The 17,009-nt window shown below is 62.5% G+C and carries 16 protein-coding genes and 4 pseudogenes; 10 read left to right on the top strand and 10 right to left on the bottom strand.

What is annotated here, in order from left to right:
• The 7 genes and pseudogenes from ACWD0F_RS50490 to ACWD0F_RS50460 all read left to right on the top strand — a co-directional run.
• Positions 1-780 (top strand): OB-fold nucleic acid binding domain-containing protein (locus ACWD0F_RS50490; RefSeq protein ID WP_449890068.1); only part of this gene is annotated, 780 nt, incomplete at its 5' end.
• 306 nt (positions 781-1,086) lie between these two features.
• The gene (locus ACWD0F_RS50485; protein ID WP_449890066.1) at positions 1,087-1,779 is read left to right on the top strand and encodes a hypothetical protein; all 693 of its coding nucleotides are present in this window, start codon (positions 1,087-1,089) and stop codon (positions 1,777-1,779) included.
• Positions 1,780-2,310: 531 nt separating this feature from the next.
• Positions 2,311-3,066: a transposase family protein gene (locus ACWD0F_RS50480; RefSeq protein ID WP_449890064.1), complete on the top strand. Its 756-nt coding sequence runs from the start codon at positions 2,311-2,313 to the stop codon at positions 3,064-3,066.
• Positions 2,960-3,235 carry a transposase gene (locus ACWD0F_RS50475; protein ID WP_449890063.1) on the top strand — a complete coding sequence of 92 codons (276 nt, stop codon included), beginning with the start codon at positions 2,960-2,962 and terminating at the stop codon, positions 3,233-3,235. Before ACWD0F_RS50480 ends, ACWD0F_RS50475 begins: the two co-directional genes overlap by 107 nt.
• A gap of 12 nt (positions 3,236-3,247) precedes the next feature.
• Positions 3,248-3,922 (top strand): hypothetical protein, encoded by a 675-nt coding sequence (locus ACWD0F_RS50470; protein WP_449890062.1) that lies wholly within the window; start codon positions 3,248-3,250, stop codon positions 3,920-3,922.
• Positions 3,897-4,172 (top strand): annotated as a pseudogene (locus ACWD0F_RS50465) (transposase); the annotation flags it as partial. The gene ACWD0F_RS50470 and the pseudogene ACWD0F_RS50465, both read left to right, overlap by 26 nt.
• Positions 4,173-4,179: 7 nt before the next feature.
• Positions 4,180-4,458 carry a transposase gene (locus tag ACWD0F_RS50460; RefSeq protein ID WP_449890061.1) on the top strand — a complete coding sequence of 93 codons (279 nt, stop codon included), beginning with the start codon at positions 4,180-4,182 and terminating at the stop codon, positions 4,456-4,458.
• 148 nt (positions 4,459-4,606) lie between these two features.
• Here ACWD0F_RS50460 and ACWD0F_RS50455 read toward each other — a convergent pair.
• From ACWD0F_RS50455 to ACWD0F_RS50445, 3 genes and pseudogenes are all read right to left on the bottom strand, one after another.
• A pseudogene (locus tag ACWD0F_RS50455) lies at positions 4,607-4,927 on the bottom strand (IS1634 family transposase); the annotation flags it as partial.
• Between the two features lie 12 nt (positions 4,928-4,939).
• On the bottom strand, positions 4,940-6,115 hold the full coding sequence (gene tnpC, locus ACWD0F_RS50450) for an IS66 family transposase (protein ID WP_449890070.1): 1,176 nt from the start codon (positions 6,113-6,115) through the stop codon (positions 4,940-4,942).
• A complete protein-coding gene (locus ACWD0F_RS50445; protein ID WP_449890060.1) occupies positions 6,010-6,396 on the bottom strand; it encodes a DUF6444 domain-containing protein in 387 nt (128 codons plus the stop codon). Before ACWD0F_RS50445 ends, tnpC begins: the two co-directional genes overlap by 106 nt.
• 180 nt (positions 6,397-6,576) lie before the next feature.
• On the opposite strand from ACWD0F_RS50445, the gene ACWD0F_RS50440 reads away from it, so the two are divergent.
• Complete coding sequence (locus ACWD0F_RS50440; RefSeq protein WP_449890058.1) at positions 6,577-7,134, top strand: hypothetical protein; 558 nt, start codon at positions 6,577-6,579, stop codon at positions 7,132-7,134.
• Between the two features lie 123 nt (positions 7,135-7,257).
• A pseudogene (locus tag ACWD0F_RS50435) lies at positions 7,258-8,753 on the top strand (ISKra4 family transposase).
• A 34-nt stretch (positions 8,754-8,787) separates the two neighbouring features.
• Here the strand turns inward: ACWD0F_RS50435 and ACWD0F_RS50430 are convergent.
• The 7 genes and pseudogenes from ACWD0F_RS50430 to ACWD0F_RS50400 all read right to left on the bottom strand — a co-directional run.
• Positions 8,788-10,205: pseudogene (locus ACWD0F_RS50430) on the bottom strand (IS1634 family transposase); the annotation flags it as partial.
• Between the two features lie 258 nt (positions 10,206-10,463).
• A complete protein-coding gene (locus ACWD0F_RS50425) occupies positions 10,464-11,921 on the bottom strand; it encodes a M20/M25/M40 family metallo-hydrolase (RefSeq protein WP_449890057.1) in 1,458 nt (485 codons plus the stop codon).
• Positions 11,922-12,080: 159 nt separating this feature from the next.
• Positions 12,081-12,239 (bottom strand): hypothetical protein, encoded by a 159-nt coding sequence (locus tag ACWD0F_RS50420; RefSeq protein WP_449890055.1) that lies wholly within the window; start codon positions 12,237-12,239, stop codon positions 12,081-12,083.
• A gap of 41 nt (positions 12,240-12,280) precedes the next feature.
• Positions 12,281-12,433 carry a hypothetical protein gene (locus tag ACWD0F_RS50415; RefSeq protein ID WP_449890054.1) on the bottom strand — a complete coding sequence of 51 codons (153 nt, stop codon included), beginning with the start codon at positions 12,431-12,433 and terminating at the stop codon, positions 12,281-12,283.
• A 133-nt stretch (positions 12,434-12,566) separates the two neighbouring features.
• Positions 12,567-13,616 carry a radical SAM/SPASM domain-containing protein gene (locus tag ACWD0F_RS50410; protein WP_449890053.1) on the bottom strand — a complete coding sequence of 350 codons (1,050 nt, stop codon included), beginning with the start codon at positions 13,614-13,616 and terminating at the stop codon, positions 12,567-12,569.
• 113 nt (positions 13,617-13,729) lie between these two features.
• Positions 13,730-14,920, bottom strand: coding sequence for a MalY/PatB family protein (locus tag ACWD0F_RS50405; RefSeq protein WP_449890052.1), 1,191 nt, complete (start codon positions 14,918-14,920; stop codon positions 13,730-13,732).
• A gap of 191 nt (positions 14,921-15,111) precedes the next feature.
• A complete protein-coding gene (locus ACWD0F_RS50400) occupies positions 15,112-15,582 on the bottom strand; it encodes a GFA family protein (RefSeq protein ID WP_449890051.1) in 471 nt (156 codons plus the stop codon).
• A gap of 815 nt (positions 15,583-16,397) precedes the next feature.
• Between ACWD0F_RS50400 and ACWD0F_RS50395 the strand changes: the two genes are divergently transcribed.
• On the top strand, positions 16,398-16,694 hold the full coding sequence (locus ACWD0F_RS50395) for an MbtH family protein (protein ID WP_449890050.1): 297 nt from the start codon (positions 16,398-16,400) through the stop codon (positions 16,692-16,694).
• Positions 16,695-17,009 lie beyond the last annotated feature (315 nt).

Here is a 17,009-nt window from a genome sequence, read left to right as displayed (position 1 = left end):
ATGGTGCACGAGCAGGCCGTCGACTCGGTCATCGACATCAAGAAGAACGAGGCGCACGGCCAGGACTCGCTGTTCGGCGGGGCGGACGACGACGATGACGGCGCGGCGTTCTCCGTCACGATCCCCGACATGGAGTGGGACAAGAAGACCCGGCTTGACTTCGAGCGCGAGATGCTCGGCCTGTACGTGTCCGACCACCCCCTGGCGGGCACGGAACGGCTGCTCGCCCGCAACCGTGACACCACGATCGTCGAGTTGCTGGAGTCCGGTCGTGACGACCGCGGCGACGTACGCGTGTGCGGCCTGGTCACCAAGGTCGAGAGGCGGGTCAACAAGGCCGGGAACGTGTGGGCGATCGTCACGGTCGAGGACATGGACGCGGCCGTCGAATGCCTGTTCTTCCCCAAGAGCTACGAGCTGTACGCGCCCGAGCTCCGCAGCGACGTCGTGGTGTCGGTCGGCGGCCAGGTCAACAACCGCGACGGCGCGATCTCGGTCTTCGCGCAGGACCTCACCCCGCTCGACGTGTCCGGCATCACCAGCGAGTCCGGGCACCCGGTGACCATCCATTTGCGAGAAGATCGCATCACACCGAAGTCAGTAGAGGAGTTGCGCAACGTGCTAAAGCTGCACCAGGGCAACGTGCCGCTGAGGATAAACCTGAGACGATATACTGGCAAGATCGTGCTTCTCGCGGTCCCTGAATTCTCCGTCAGCGCAGATCCGGCATTCGCGGCTGATGTTAAACAACTCTTTGGAGCCGAAGCAATCACGCTGTGACAGGCGTAAGCGGTGGATCGAAGTGAGAGCATCGGTAGGTAGCCGTGCATCTGCAACGGCATCGGACTTTCAGTCCGCCGCATTTCAGCAATTCTAGAAGTCGATGCCGATGATGGCGGCATTTCTTCATAATAGCGGATCTGTGGAGTAGGTAGTCGACTTCCTGAAGGTGATATTAATGCAGGTATATCCCCTGACGGTGTGACACTTTGGATCGGCATCACTGTCATTGGCGGATTTGACTTATGCCGGTCAGGCCGTACTCGGCTTTGAAATCAAGCCCAAGACGAGGATGGGTCGTTTGCGATGGTACTGTCTTCCGAGGTTGCAACCCCCGCCAGATTCTTGCTATTGGGAGACTGCCATGCCGGTCCGATCGGTCAGGCAGCGAAGGCCGCCTCTATTCCCTTCTGCGGCGGCCCGATTGGCACCGCCAGTGAATTCACTGTCGACTTCTTTGACGGGCGCGAGAGCGACATCTCGTTTCGCAAGCCCGAGGCGGAAATGCTCTACCGCAGCTTCCTGGCCGAGCTTGGGGTAACTAGCGTCAGCCGAGTATCTGTCCCACTCGTGTCAACCTTCGGCTTCAGTGTTCATCTATTTGCTCACAGCGATTACTGGCGGATCTATCGCGATCGCGATGGCAGCCTCTCACAGGATTTCCTCTCGAGCCGGCTCTTCGATGAAATCATCATTGCTATGGCTCCCGATGCCTTGAACTTTTACCGCTGCACACGCGGACTGGGTCTGCGAGTGCTGGCGGTGATGGCGCCACAGCGAATACCAGGAAGATGTGATAAATCTGTCTTTATGGCAGCGCAGAACACCGTCTGTCGGACGGTGAGCGAACTCGGCGTCGACGTCGTTGACCTGCGCGCCAGTGCCGTTGATGAGACTGGCCTCCAACGACCTGAGCTATGTGATGTCAGAAGCCCGTTCCATGGCAATCTCGCTTTTGGGCGACTAATTTTGGCTGATCTTCTAGCACGTGGGTTGTGAGGTCTAATTTTCGTAATAGATCCTGGCTTGATCGGTCACCACCGATCGTCCGGATGGTCCGGCCAATGTATCTATTCATGACTGCCGCCGAGCTACAGAGGTTGAAAGACTGCGGTATCACCGCGCAGTCTGGGAGTATGTTGCGTCATCCGGATGGTGGTGGTCTGACCCGGGCGGCGCGGGCCAAAGCGTGAACAAGTGCGTTTGGAGTCTGGCGGGCTGTTCGGGAAGTCGGCCCAGCCCAGTTCGTGTTTGACCTGTTTGCAGTCCTGCTCGATCCAGCCGAGCAGCCCGTACAAGGCGACGATCTCCGGCAGTCTGGCTGCTGGCAGGCTGGTGGTGCGGGTGCGTTGGGGCAGGTTGGTGATGGCGCTCGCTGAAACTGGCTCTGGCGATCTTTGTGTGGTGCCGAGACAGACGGTGGTCGGGGGCTTCGTCCGGACCGATCGCGCTTGAGCAACGTTGCGTACATCAGGGCGGCCGCTCCGTGAAGATCTGGTTCATCCCAGAACTGATCATCACCGAGCGGCCGTGGAGTTCATCGTGCAGCATGTCGTGGCGGGCGATGCCGACTGTCTTCAAGTGTTCTTTCCTCACCTGGACGGGCTGGTTATCGAGGAGATCGCTGATCGCGGTGACTACGTGCTGGTCACGGCGCATACCCAGGGCGGGCCGGTGGGCTGCCGGGAGTGCGGCGTGTCCTCCTCCCGGGTGCATGGCCGTGACCGGCGAGTGCTTCGTGACCTACCGACCGGCGGCCGGCCGATGCTGATCGCGGTCACGGTACGCCGACTGATCTGCGGGAACCCGGGGTTCCAGGCGCGGATGTTCGCCGAACCGATGCCGTTGTTAACGGGGAGACACGCGCGGCGCACGTCGCTGCTGCGCCGCCTGCTGGAGGTGCTGGCGTTGGCGCTCGCGGGCCGTGCCGGATCCCGGCTGGCCGCCCTGATGGGGATAGGGGTCTGCCGGGACACGCTGATCGGACTGCTCCGTGCGCTGCCTGATCCCGAGATCGGCCAGGTCACGGTCTTGGGAGTCGATGATTTCGCGAAGAAACGTGGACATTTATACGCGACTTTGCTGATCAACATGGAGACGCATCGGCCCGTCGATGTCCTGGACGACCGTACGGTTGACTCCCTGGCCCAGTGGTTGCGCGGAGCATCCCGGAATTCAGGTGATCTGCCGAGACAGAGCAGGGGCCTATGCCGAGGGCGCCCGCACCGGCGCGCCGGAAGCGACCCAGGTGGCAGACCGGTTTCATCTCTATCAGAACCTGTGTGACGCGGTCGAGAAGACCGTTGTTGCTCACCGCGCTGACCTGCGCGAAGACGACTCGGTCGCCAAACCACCATCGGAAGAGGGCCAAGACATGGCCGACACCGTCGCCGACCTCCAGGACCATACGGGCGCTCCGGCGCAGGAGTGCCAGCTGATCGTACGGCACCGTTAACGGTACGCCGCGGTGCAGGAATTGGCCGCCAAAGGCTGGACCATTTCGGCGATCGCCCGGCACCTGCGCTTGGACCGCCGCACCGTCCGCAAGTTCGCCCACGCCACCAGCGTCGAGGAAGTGCTGACCAAGGCCACCGGCCGATCCGACCTCCTGACCCCCTACCTGCCCTATCTGACCCAGCGGTTCAATGACGGCTGCACCGACGCCGCCCTGCTGACCAAGGAAATCCGGGTCCAGGGATATCGCGGCAGCCCCCAGATCGTCCGCCGCCACCTGCATCCGTTCCGAGCCACCACCCTCGCCCCCCCACCACCGGCAGGGCCGACCGTTCGCGCGGTCACCACCTGGATCACCCGCCACCCAGACCGGCTCGACGCCAATGAACAGGCCAAACTCGCCGCTCTCCGAGCTCGCAGCCCGCACCTGGACGCGCTCGCCGGCCACGTCACCGCCTTCGCCACCATGATGACCACGCTGACCGGCGTCTGTGGTGGCCACGTTCGTGATCAGGTTAGGCGCGACCGTGCCCGACAACCAGATGACCGAGAGAATCCATCAGATGCTTGCGGCGCGTGGGCTGCTGCCCGGCGAGCACTACCTCGATTCCGGCTACCCGTCCGCGGAACTCCTCGTCGGCGCCCGCAAGAGGTTCGGGATCGTGCTGGTCACGCCGGTTCTGCTTGATCACTCATCGCAAGCCCGCGCCGCGGCCGGGTACGACCGTTCGGCGTTCGCCATCGACTGGGACGCCGAGCAGGTCATATGCCCGCAAGGGCGGGCGAGTTCCTCGTGGAGTCCTTGCACCCAGCGCGACTCCGAGGCGATCGTGGTCAAGTTCAGCGGCGAGGTCTGCCGGCCGTGTCCGGTTCGGTCCTTGTGCACCTCGGCGAAGAAAGGTGGACGCCAGCTCACCATCCGCGCCCGCCTCCTTCAAGAGGCTCTTGACCAGGCCCGTGTCGATCAGACCAGCAAGGCCTGGCGGGGACAAGTACAAGCTCCGCGCCGGAGTCGAGGGCACCATGCGCCAGGCCGTCGCGGTCACCGGTGTCCGCCGGGCCCGCTACCGAGGCCTGGCGAAAGTCCACCTCGAACACCTCTTCTCCGCCGTGGCGCTCAACCTCATCCGCCTGGACGCCTGGTGGAACGGACACCCGCTCGACCGGACCCGCACCAGCCACCTCGCCCGCCTCGAACTGGCAGAACTCGCCCTCGCGGCCTGAGACGAGTTAACCAGCAGGGTCGCCCGAGTTTCGCAGTTGGTGGGCAGACGAAGGCCGCTAAATGGGTAGTTGACCTGGGGAAACGGACGTGAAGCCGCTCCGGAGGCGTGTGTCCACGCCTTCGCGCATCGTTCGGCCTGTTCAGAGGCTATTCACCGGCATGCAGACCGATCATCTTTGGCGGCATTGCGACACCGCAGTCTTTGTAGAGCTGAGTCTGGGCCGGGGTCAGCCTGGTGGTGTGCAGGAGTCGTCCGGCGGGACCGGACAGGGTGACCAGGTGCACGCGCCCCAGCTCGCGGTTGATGGCGTTCCAGGTGTGTCCGGTGCGGCGTTCGGCGACGCGGATGAGCAGCAGTGCCAGCCAGCACAGCAGTACGTGGGCGACGATGCGCTGGTCGAGGCGGTGGTAGACGGGCCGCAGCTCCAAGGTCGTCTTCATGGTGCGGAAGGCCGCGTATCCATTCAGGCCTGTGATTGATCAGGCGTTTTGCGGTGGCATCCAGGGGTTCCCGGCCAGGGCGTCGCGGAGGGCGTCGAGTGGGTGGATGCCGTGGTTGCGGGCGGTGCCGAGGTAGGAGCGGATGAGGCAGTAGCGGGCGGCGGTGCGTACGCTGCGCCAGCAGCCGCCGATCTTCGTCTGCAGTTTGACCATGCGCTGTGGCTGCTCGGCGGGGTTGTTGGTGAAGGGCACGGCGAAGTCGGCGGTGAAGCGCCACACCTGCGGGGCCCGGGCTTGTAGCCGCCGTGCCAGGGTGTAGCCGGGATGTCGCCCTGAGGGCCAGTCGCGGTGGGTGTTGGTGGCGATGCCCCAGGCCACCGCCTGGTCATAGCGGGCGCGCAGCCCGTCTGAAACTTCCGGATCCATGGTGGTGGCGCCCTCGGCGCGGGCTTGGGCGACCGCGGCCTTGGCCTCGGTCAGCGCACTCATCACCGGCTCGGTCCAGCAACGCTGCACCCGGCTGCCCTCGCCGTCCAGCTCGCCGATGCCGCGCAGCGATCGGAGCAGATGCGCGCAGCACAACTGCACGCCGGCCAGGTCCTTGTCGTACTTGGCGTAGGCGGTGTAGTCATCACGGACCAGGGTGCCGCGGTAGCCGGGCAGAATCTTGAAGCCGTCCAGCTCGGCATGGCCACGACCGGCCGCGGCGCCGAACCACACCAGCCGGCCGGCGCGGGCGGTGTAGACATACAACAGCCGATCCCCGTCGTCGGTGGCGACGCGGGCCGGGGTCTCGTCGTGGTGCAGCACCGGCGCCGCCCGCAGCCGCTCCTTGAGCACGGTCTCGAAGCCGGTCAGCCGGTCGGCGACCCGCTTGATGAGGCCGCCGGTGAACCCGGTCGAGACCGGCGCGTCCAGCAGCACGCCCATCAGGTCCGCAGCCCGCTCGACGCTCATGTGCCCGGCACACGCCAGCAGCGCGGTCGCCACACGCACGTTAGGTCCGTAACAGCACGGCCCGGCCAGCTCCGGCGGGGTGGCCGCCCGGCTCGTCCGGCTGCAGACCGGGCAACCGACCTGCAGCATCCGGTACTCGGTGACCTGAAGTTTCACCGGCGGGGTGTCGAACACCTGCACCCGCGCGCCGACCGTCCCCTCCAGGCCGGCCAGCGCCTGACCACAGCCGGCGCAGTCCTCAGGGGCGATGACGGTGATCGATCCGGGGTACTGCGCCAGGCCAGCGCATGCCCGGCCTGCCCACCGCGCGGCGGGGGCGAGCGCTTCTTCGGCTTCTTGACGCGTTTGGCCCGCGCTGCCGGGCCATCCGATCCCGGCGGCATCGAGGAGTTGGACGAATCCATCCCCGCCCGCCGCCTCAACTGCTCGACCTCGGCCAGCAACGCCGCGATCACCGCATCCCGCTCCGCGAGCGCGACCTGGAGTTCGCCCAAAACAGCCAGCAGTTCCTCACGGCTGAGCTCTTTGGCAGCGGACACGAACTCAACCTACGAGCCCCACCGCACAACGTCCATGGCTCAACGCACAGCCGCCCACGCTGATCCCGAACCCGAAGCGATCAACGACAAGCCTGAAGGGTGTAGCTCCTTTGCAGTGACTGGCTGAGCTGGGCGTTCGCTGTCCTGGCTGTTTGATGGTGAAACCGCCTTCTACTGTGGGTGCAGGCGGTGGTGGCGATGGGGTCGTTACTGGAGGAACTGGCACGGCGGCAAGCCGAAGCCCGCCAGCGGATCGAGGAGCTTGGCCGGCAGCTTGCCGAGGTGCAGGCGCGGCTGGAGGCCGAGGAAGAGGGGCTGTCTCGGCTGCTGATCGCCTCCGAGGTGGTGGAGGAGATCTTGAGCGGGCAGGGTCCTCTTGCCAGCGATCCCGTTGTGGGAAGCGAGGATGCCGGCCCCGCCGATGCTGGGCAGAACGGTTTGGGCAGCGAGACCGAGGCGGTGCGGCGGGGCGTGGTGACGGTGCCGCCGTGGCGTGAGGATCTGGAGCCGTCGGTGTTGCCGCGGGCGTATCGGGATGTGCTGGAGGTGCTGGCCGATGCCGGGCGGGCGATGCGGGCGGGGAAAATCTCGGCCGCGTTGGGGCGGGGGGAGTCGGCCGCGGCGGTGGAAGGGCTGCGGGGCAAGCTGCGACGGCTGGTGGAACGTGGCTGGCTGGCTCAGGACGAGCCCGGGCTGTTCGCCCTGACCGAGTCGATTGCTCGGCAGATCGCCCGGTAGCGAGCACCGGGGCGGGGGCGGCACGTCACCGTGATGTGCCGGTGGTGGTGGTTGGCGAGGGCTCTTACTTGCCGGAGGTTCGAAGGTGCGACCCAAGTCGAACCGACCGGCAAGGAAGAGCCGATGACGACACCGTACGACACCGCGCTCAGAGCTGACTGCTTTGCAACCTCGAGGAAGTTGTTCGATCTTCTGCTCGCCGAACTGGCCGATCCGGTCACCGGCGGGCTGCCCCACGCCGAGCTGGAGGTTTGGTGTGAGCAGTGGGGCCGCCGGCTGGTGCGGCAGCTGCTGCAGGATCATCTGGACCTGCGCGCGGACCGGGAGGAGGCCCGCCTGACGGCCGCGCATCCGCCTGGGCGGCTGGAGAAGGGGCATCACCGGCTGCTGGCCACCGTGGTGGGCACGGTGACGGTGCGCCGCTGCGCGCTGCGAGCGCCGGGCCGGCGCAACCAATATCCGGCCGACGAGGCGCTGGCGCTGCCCGTGGGCCGGCACAGCCATGGGCTGGCGCGGCTGGCGGTGGCCGAGGCGGTGCGCGGCTCGTTCGACGCGGCGCATGCCGCGATCACCGGCCGGTGCGGTGATGTGATCGGCAAACGGCAGATCGAGAACCTGGCGGTCGCTGCCGCGGCCGATGTCGGGGCCTTCTATGCCGCCCGTGTCCCGGTGCCACGCGCCGCTACCGAGCTGCTGGTGCTCAGCACCGACGGCAAGGGGGTGGTGATGCGGCCCGAGGCACTGCGGCCGGCCACCCGAGCGGCCGCCGCCCGGCACCGCGGCAGGTTCCGCACTCGGCTGGCCTCGGGCGAGAAGCCGCATCGCAAACGCATGGCCACCCTGGCGGTGGTTTACGACGCGGTGCCCGCACCCCGCCGCCCGCACGACGTGATCAGCCTCGGCGAGCGCAGCGGCGCCCGCCGGGTGCGGGCCGGGTGCGGGCCGGGCCACGCGCGTCCGGCAAGTGGATCTACGCCTCGGTCATCGACTCCGCCGAGCAGGTGATCGCCTTCATGTTCGACCAGGCCGAGGCCCGCGACAGCCTGCATGCCCGCACCTGGGTGGTGCTGGCCGACGGCGATCACCACCAGCTTCAGCTGCTGCAGGCCGAGGCCGAACGCCGCCGCGCGCGCATCCATATCGTCTGCGATCTGATCCACGTGCTGGAATACCTCTGGCGCGCCGCTCGCTGCCTGCACACCGCCGACGACCCGGCCGCCGAGCAACGCGTCGCCGGCTGGGCACTGGCTCTACTGGCCGGCCGCCTCGAGGAGGTGATCACCGACCTGAAGGCCCGGACGACCAGCCGAGGTGATGGTCTCGCCGTCGCTGCCCGCTACCTGACCAGCCACCGCGCGTTCCTGCGCTATGACCAGGCGCTGGAGCAGGGCTGGCCGATCGCCACCGGCGTCGTGGAGGGAAGCGCCCGCTACCTGATCGGCGACCGCCTGGACATCACCGGCGCCCGCTGGGGACTGGCCGGAGCCGAGGCCATCTTGAAGCTCCGCGCCCTGATCGCCAACAACGACCTCGACGAGTACTGGATCTTCCACGTCGACCGTGAGAACCAGCGCGTCCACCACCACCGCCACCAGGACGAATACACCCTCAGCGCTTGATCGAATCAGTCACTATGGAAGAGCTACACCCAAGCCTGAATGAATACAAGGCCGCCTCGGCCTGGAGGAGGTTCTTGTAGCCGAGCGCGATGTCCTCGGCGCTCAGGTCCGGGTCGGAGGTGGCGATCAGGTACTTGCCGTCGTGGTTGGCCTCGGCCTTAACCTTGGCCGAGTCGATGGACAGGCGGCCGGTGGTCGGGTGCTGCTTGAGCCATCGGCCTAGCGACGGGTGGTCGCGTAAGGCGCATTCGGCCTTGCGGTGTGGCGCGTCCGAGGGCCGGGGTGTCTTCTTTCTGGCCTGCTGGGCGGCCTTGGCCTTCGCGTGGGCGGCGTCGGCGGCGCGGGCGGCGGCGATCTGGTCCAGCTCGGTGGTGACCGCCTCCAGCTGTGCTTGTCGGCGGGCCTGGTCGCGTTCGGCCTCGACAGGGTTGTGACAGATGATCCACCGGCGTCCCGGGTCGGCGGCGAGCCGGACCTCTTTGACCCGCAGGGTTTCGCGGACCTGCAGGTAGCGGCCCTGGCGGGACATCGCCTCGCGGGCCTGCCGGCGCGTTGCAGGTAGACCATGTTCTCGCGAGAGGAGAAGCCGGAGTCGACCACGGTGACCACCCGGCCCAGCCGCCAGTCCCGCAGGTCGTCCTTGACCTGCTCGATCACGGTCATGTCCGAGGTGTTGCCGGGCCAGACCCAGCAGCGCACCGGGATGCCCTCCCGGGTGACGGCCAGCCCGATGACGATCTGCGGCAGATCTTTTCGGTGGTCTTTGGAATGCCCGAACCGGCGCAGCCCCGCCTCATCGCCGTCACCGTCACCGCTGGCGTCGGGGCCGGGTTCGCCGTCACGCTCGAAGTAGGTCGAGGTGGAGTCGAACAGGATCAGATCCACCTCCAGGTTGAGCAGGTTGGCCGCGGCGAAGAACACCGCCTGCTGCACCGCCCCCTGGGCATCCGCGCCGGCCAGTAGGTCCATCACCCGCATCGCCTGGTCCTTGTCGGCGTGCTCCAGGCCGGGGATGGCGACGGTGTGAGTGATCCACTCGGTCGCGGCCAGCTTCGAGGCGGGCGCGACGGCGCGGTTGGCGACCAGCGCGAACAGGACGCGTTCGATGTCGGTGCGGAAGCGTCGCGGCCCCAGCACCGAGGCCAGCGCCTGATCGACTTCCAGCGTGTGCCACAGCTGGTCGAGCAGCCAGATGACGCCGAACGGGCGGGCCGCTTCCACGCTCAGCGGTCTGGCCTCGGCGCCGAGCGGGCGGGTGACGTCGTCGCCGAGGTAGCGGTTGATCGAGGCGACCAGGCGGCGTAGCGCCGTGACGTCGAGTTTGTCCTCGCGGCCCAGGTTGACCAGCACCTCGGCCTGGGTGGTGCCGTTGAGGCGGCGGTTGTTGGCCAGCTGGAGATATCGGACCACGCTGCCGTCGCCGTTGCGTCTTGCGCAGGTACATGCCCGCATCATGCCGTACAAGTCCCAGCAATCGCAGCGAAATCAGAAATAGTCGTGTGCCCACACTTTTGCGCCCGAAAATTATCCACAACCCGATCGAGCAGCACCGCCGCTACGCGATCAGACTTCACATGCCCGCGAACTGCGAAACTCGGGGGTCGCTGATCACAACAAACCACCGATGCTTACATCTACAGATCTCAAGCATTGCTCTACCTTGTCCACCGCATATATATTCAGCTGATGTAACGAATGGCGACTGGCGTACTAGGGATGGATACCCTGCGTGCCGCAACCGACCGATCCTCGGTGTCGCGCGTGCGCATCCAAGACGTACGCGACAGAGGCAGTAATCTTCTGGGCATATAAAACATTCAGCCACTCATCCGGGGCGTGCGCATTCGAATCAGAGCCTAAGGCGCCGGTAACCAAGAATTGCGCTTGAGGGTATGCGCGTCCAAGTATTTTCATGGATGGTACTGAAGCTCCAAGTCCAACGCTCTGATGCCGCTTCCTGAACACACGATCCTGCACCTTTGACAGCGCTTGCGTTAGCCATGGAGCCATGGCGGGAGCAATCCAGCCGCTCTGCGCGCTTGCATCAGTGATCTCAACATGAGCTCCATATGGCACATTGGTGTTCAGCAACAATGTCAAGGCTTTTAGGGCCGCTCGAGCGTCCACGGTCGGCGGCGTGCGGAAACTCAAGACAAGCGTTGTCGACGCCCGCAAAACGTTTCCTGCCATTGCCGGATCTGGCATCCCCGCTGCACCAACTACTGAAAGTGTCGGCCGCCAAGTGTTGTTCAATATCAGTTCGGCTTCATTCTGTGCGGCAAGTCTCATACCCTCGACCGTAGGATAGAGCGTCTTTACCCGTCCAGGCAGCAGTTCCGCAACTTCGGCAGCTTCAGCACGCCGCTGCTCGGAAATTTCGACGCTCATTTCTCTCAGCTTCACTACCCCAGTGTTCGGGTCCTCCACTCGATCCAATAGCTGTCGCATCACCTGAAAAGAACTTGGGACAATGCCGCCAGCCATTCCAGAATGCTGTGGTTGGTCTAGGACGCGTACAGTCACAGTTGCGCGTATGAGCCCGCGTAGGCTGTTAGTGACCCACAGCCGCTCATAATCCCCGCCGCCAGAATCCAGGCAAACTACGAGCGAGATATCCCCGATCACGTCGCCTAAGTGGGTCATATATAGAGGTAGGTCAGAGCTCCCAGACTCTTCACCAGTTTCCAAGAGTATGACAGTACGCGCATGTTCGCCACCTTCCGCACGAATTGCCTCAAGTGCAGCGATCGCGACATAACCTGAATAGCTGTCGTCCACAACGCCGCGGCCGAATAATTTGCCGTTTCGAAAGACTGCCTGCCATGGATCTAGCCCGTCGGACCATTCGCCGGCCGGAGGTTGCCGGTCCAGATGCCCGTACAGCAAGACAGCGGGTTGCCGCGCGACCTTGGAAGTTGCCGGAACTTCGACCAGCAATAGCGGTGATAGTCCTGGAAATTCGATGACTTGGCACCTGGCGCCAGGAAGTGCGCGCGAGAGGATCCAGTCCTGGACGTGCACGACGGCGGCGCGCAAATGACCAGTCTTCTCCCAGTCCACATCGAACGCGGGCGACAAAGCCGGAATTTCGATCAGCCTTGCAAGACTGGGTAAGATACTTTCCTGCCATGTAAGATAGATGGATTCGCTCAGTTTTACTTTGTCCATACTTGCATCTCGCAGTCAATGCATATCTAAAATATAAAAAGCCGGACCGTGTATTGAATGAAGTCGAATCGCTCCTGCGAAAAATTCAATGACTGTACCCTGGGCAATTCGAGTGCGGGGTCGGGTGCGCATAAATGCCTCGCACCCGACCCCCTCGACTCACTCTTCGTCGAGTCGGAAACCGGACCGCATCGACGGCAGCATGTACTGCGCTGCTGTACGAATCTCAGGCTGAACAGCCTCAACCGCCGGCTCATCGAACGGCGCCGCATGAAGCTTCTGCTTCAGCAGGGCAATCATGTTGGAATTCTCCATCATTTCACCTCCCTTCTTTCGTGGAATCGGTGTGAACTGTTGGATCAGTCCACACCCGCTTTGGTGGTGACCAAGCTGGGTACGGGTATCAGCTCAATAATGTCACCGAGAACTAACGCATTCAGCCCTTTTTCGACCGCTCCATGAATCTGTTCCCGCGAGGTTCCGTCGGGGACTGCTTCCCCGAACTCGGCCACGAGCTCTTTATAAGTGCGGCCATCGCAAAGCTCGAATATCAGCCAGGATCGCGGGTCTAGATAGTGAACTTTTGGTCGGCGCGGAGTATATATTAAAAGACAGCCCCATTCCGGCACCTCGCGCGCGCGAATATCATTCCTTTTTCGGAAGCAATCTTGCAGGGAGTATTTCGACATCAACGCCTCGATTCGTCGTTGTACAGAATGGGTCGGCTGCATTCCAATCGCCGGTGAAGGCGTACGCCGTTGAACGGCAGCCACCTCGCGATCCTTGAGTTGATTCACATTCGGTGCAGTGACCTTCGACGTCCCGAGCGCGTAGCTGTCGGAACAGTGGGTGCTGCCATGTCGTGAGGAACGGGGTGTCCCGGACATTGCCGAAATCGACGAAATCTCGCAAATACGAGCAGCCGACCGATCGGCCAGTAGAGTCAACGCCGGATGCCTGCCAGCAGCAGTTGCCGTCCCGGGGGTGCCAGGAGCGCATGAGGTAGACCTGCTCTGGCACGACGAGTTGGTCCAATGCCGCCATCTGTTCTCGCAGGGGTAGGGCGAGTTCCGACCAGTAGTCCTTGGCTCGGCCCAGTGGGTAAAGTCGGAGGATGCCCACACGGGGTACGCCGGCTTCGGCGACAAGGTCTATAAATGCTTGGAGCTCGCCCACATTTCGGCGGGTCATGATGAGGGTGGCAACAGTTTCGAACTCTGCCTCTAGCGCGGTATGCAGCCCTCGCATTGTGCGCTCGAACGCGCCCGCAACTCCAAGATGCCAGTCGTGCGTTGTGGCTGTGGCACCCATGAAGTCCACGACGAGGCCGCCCACCCCGGCCTCACGCAGCGCTATCGCGCTATCTGTGTCAAGCAGTGTCGCGTTGGTGCGCAAGCGCACGAGCATGGTGCGAGCGCAGTACTTGAGGATCTCCAGAAAGTCCGGCCGGTGCATGGGTTCACCGCCCTCGACCAAAAGCTCGAGTACTCCAGCTTCGGTCATCTCGTCGGCGAGTCGTTTGAATTCCTCGACGTTCATCTCACTGGCAGGGGGTGCGGTGCCGCAGTCGCCGTAGCATTGCTTGCATTTCATGTTACAGCTCGCGGTCAGTTGCAACCACGATTTGATCGGTTGATGCAGCGTCAACTGCCCAGTTGCGGGCGCAGTGGGAGAAGAGAAGTCGAGGTCTGTCATTCAGATCGTTCCTTCCACGAAACAGCGACTGCCGCCGGATGTCAGATGCCTTTAGTCGTATTGACTAGGCTCCAAGCTGACTAAGCTATCCGCGCGAATGGTGTGGCACCGCCCTATGGGTGTACGGCATTGGCCAATTGCGAGACTATTGAAGTGAGAATCTCCCGTGAGGTGGCGAAGTTGATACGCACAAATCCTCGCCCAGGCGAACCGCAGCTCGCACCGTCTACCGTCGATACCCCAGCCCTTTCAATAAAGAACTGTGCTATATCAAGCTCTGGTATTCCTAGCTCACGACAATCAAGCCATCCCAAATACGTGCCTTCGGGCGGTGTGTAGCCCACCAACGGCAAATGTTCACCGAGTAGATCGGCTAACAGATAGCGGTTGACGTCGAGATAGTTGAGCACTTGCTCGAGCCAAGGCCGACCCTGTCTGAACGCCGCTATGCCGCCCACCACTCCGAGAATTGATGTTCCGTCAGTCGCTAGCCGCCCAAGCCGGTCCCATCGATCTAGATCAGCATCGTTGCTTAGAATCATTTGGGCACATTTCAGGCCAGCCAGATTCCATGCCTTCGAGGCCGACGTGGCCGTGACAGTGTGCTTTGCTGTTACCTCCGAAATGGAGGCGTATGGTACATGGCGATGCCCGGCGTAGACTAGGGGAGCGTGGATCTCATCGGAGAACACTCGCCCCCCATGACGGTCGACCACCTCGCTAATAGCCACAAGCTCATCCAGCTTCAGCACTCGCCCCACTGGATTGTGCGGGTTGCATAGCAGTAGCGCATGCCCGCCTGAGGAAAAAGCACGGTCTAGTGCTTCGAGATCATATACATATTGCCCTTCGGATCGAACCAACTCAACTGGGATGATCCGTCGATTTAGCAGCTTCGGAACGATGAGGAACGGCATATATGCTGGCACGGGCACGATAACTGGCGAGCCGGGTCGCGAGAAGGTTTCGATCGACACGTGAAGGGCTCGGATGACGTCAGGAAGCAGACGGATGTGAGTCGGCTCGACCCCCCACCCATAGCTTTCATGCTGCCAAGTAGCGCACGCAGTGCGCATATCCGTCTCTAGCGCTGGCGGCAGATATCCAAGGGTGCTGGAGGCAATAGCTTGATTCAACGCTTCGGAAATTTGCGGTGCAGTTCCATAGTCCATCTCTGCAGCGTCGGCACCAAGTAGGTCCATCCCTAATCCGGCCCATTTGAGATGTCCTGCCTTACGCAGTGACTCCACCGTGATGGCATTCAGATTAGTCTGCGGCCAGGCAGATGATGTAAAGTTGCTCATGTTTCTGCCTCGCCGCGCAGCTGGGCAGCACTAAGGCTCATAGTGGCATCTGGGGATGGTTCCCATCTTTGGAAAAGCGTTCCGTATGCTCTCTCTGTGGCCTCCTGGCGTAGCACAGCGAGAGGGAAGCCGGCCAAGTTGAGTGCGGACGCAATTGCGAAGTCTTCTCACATAGAGCCATCCTGCTGTTTCTATTCCGTGGTCACGTGTTTCCCAGCGGCCATGCTTTCTTCCCAATTCTGTCCGTCGAACTCGACGTAATCGATCTTTTCCTTGAAGCCCAAGTCCAGCTCGTCGGGTTTTCGATGCTTAATTGCTCTTCCCCTGAGCAGGCAGCGTGCGTTTACACTGAGAAACCCTGTCGGATGAGAACGCGGCCGATAAAAGGGCATGATTCCGCAGACCGCGCAGAAAGTGTGATCCGCGATGCCGACACCAAAACGGTATGGCTTCAGGTACTCTTGCCCTTCGTGGAGTTCGAACCGCTCCTCGGGAACCATGATTTCCTCATGGCCGGACATGTAGCAGATTCCACAGTTGCACTGAAGGATTGTTACATTACGAGTCAGGGATACTGAGAATCTTATACCGCCGCAATGGCATTGCCCGTCGATCCATCTACGTTCGTTTGCCTCATCCTGAGATGACTCTTCAGAGCTCACTCGCGCCCTCTCGTGCGGAGATCTGACGTACAGCTCGGACGCGTATGAAGTGACTGCAAGCGCGCCGGCCCTGTCCGCAAAAGGATTCTGTACCTTCTAGCGGATTTACCCCTGAGGGACGATAACTGGGAGTTCCTGTTGGGTCAATACCGAACACATACGCATAGCAGATCATGACTGTACGTGACCTTGGGCCGATGGAACCGAAGGCGCTCAGGACTCTAAGAGGAGCGCGTCCTTGACTGCAGAGTGGATTGTTCAGGGACAAGTTCGACCACAGCCTCGCTTACTTGAGCAGGGAACTTGTCTTCCCGTGCGGACGCGGACATCATGAATGAGCCAGGCAGATGCTCGTTGTCCGGTAGCGAGCTCGTTGTCCGCGCAGCTTAAGGGTGCGGGAGTGGGTGTGACTGGCGACCTGACTGCCTCGATCAGTCAAAGCGCAACAGGGCTTCCAGTCAAGACTGATGGAGCCTTAAGTTGTACGGGTTCATGGACCCTCAGGCTTGCGCCCCGCCCTGAGGCAGGTGGTGTAGTCCCTGCCCGCAAGGACCAAGCAGTCGCACGTTAGAGTCGGACGAAGCGCAGGTGGTGCCATGCGAAGGCATCACCCCGGCTAAGGCAGACGACCCCCTTGATCTAGCGGCCGATGGCAGGTATTACTTGACGGGCAGTGTAGTTCGGGACTCGTTTACTTACAGTCAGACGAGATACAGGTATCGCGGGGCAGATTACGGATGACTGACCCTAGAGCGTTGGCCAGAGCAGGAGAGCGTCATACAGCCATCGTCAAGGCTGGCTTCTGATACGAGACGATGGAGCGGTGCGCTCTTCTATCCGATTGCGCTCGATTTTTTTTCTGTCTAGACCTGTTGTTGACGTTGTGTCAGCAGTCCCTTCCCGAGAGATGGGTGAGTATGGGTAATCCTTTTGATGACACCAAGGGTAGCTTCTTCGTTCTCTGCAATGCCGAAGGGCAGTATTCCCTGTGGCCAGACTTTGCTGCTGTCCCTGCAGGGTGGCAGGTCATTTGTGGACCGGATTCGTACGAGCAAGCGACTGTGTATATTGAGGAAAACTGGACCGACATGAGGCCTGCGAGTCTGCGTTAATTCATGGATCTGTTATCCCAGCGACAGTCGCTTGCTAGAAGGACTCGTTCGACACTCCTCAGCGACTGAGCGGTTCGCTGAAAATGAGCCAGTGCCGCGATCATTGCATCATGTGCCACTATCGGCCGCCACCTCACAGGTGTGCCTACGGCCTGAAGCCGATACAGAAGAACCATGGACGCACAGATTAGGCGTCATGGCAGCAGGAATTCTGGAGATTTCGTGTTCGTGCATGAGTTGTTTGAGGAGCAGGCCGCTCGGGTGCCGGAGTCGGTGGCTGTGGTGTGCGGGGATGAGTCGCTCTGCTATGCGGAG

Source organism: Nonomuraea sp. NPDC002799 (genome assembly GCF_053592075.1).
This window is presented reverse-complemented; position numbering and strand designations above follow the sequence as displayed.

Coding starts and splice junctions, on each gene's coding strand:
- ACWD0F_RS50485 (WP_449890066.1), top strand. CDS start 1,087: ATGGTACTGTCTTCCGAGGTTGCAACCCCCGCCAGATTCTTGCTATTG.
- ACWD0F_RS50425 (WP_449890057.1), bottom strand. CDS start 11,921: ATGGACAAAGTAAAACTGAGCGAATCCATCTATCTTACATGGCAGGAA.
- ACWD0F_RS50420 (WP_449890055.1), bottom strand. CDS start 12,239: ATGATGGAGAATTCCAACATGATTGCCCTGCTGAAGCAGAAGCTTCAT.
- ACWD0F_RS50410 (WP_449890053.1), bottom strand. CDS start 13,616: ATGACAGACCTCGACTTCTCTTCTCCCACTGCGCCCGCAACTGGGCAG.
- ACWD0F_RS50405 (WP_449890052.1), bottom strand. CDS start 14,920: ATGAGCAACTTTACATCATCTGCCTGGCCGCAGACTAATCTGAATGCC.
- ACWD0F_RS50395 (WP_449890050.1), top strand. CDS start 16,398: ATGGAGCGGTGCGCTCTTCTATCCGATTGCGCTCGATTTTTTTTCTGT.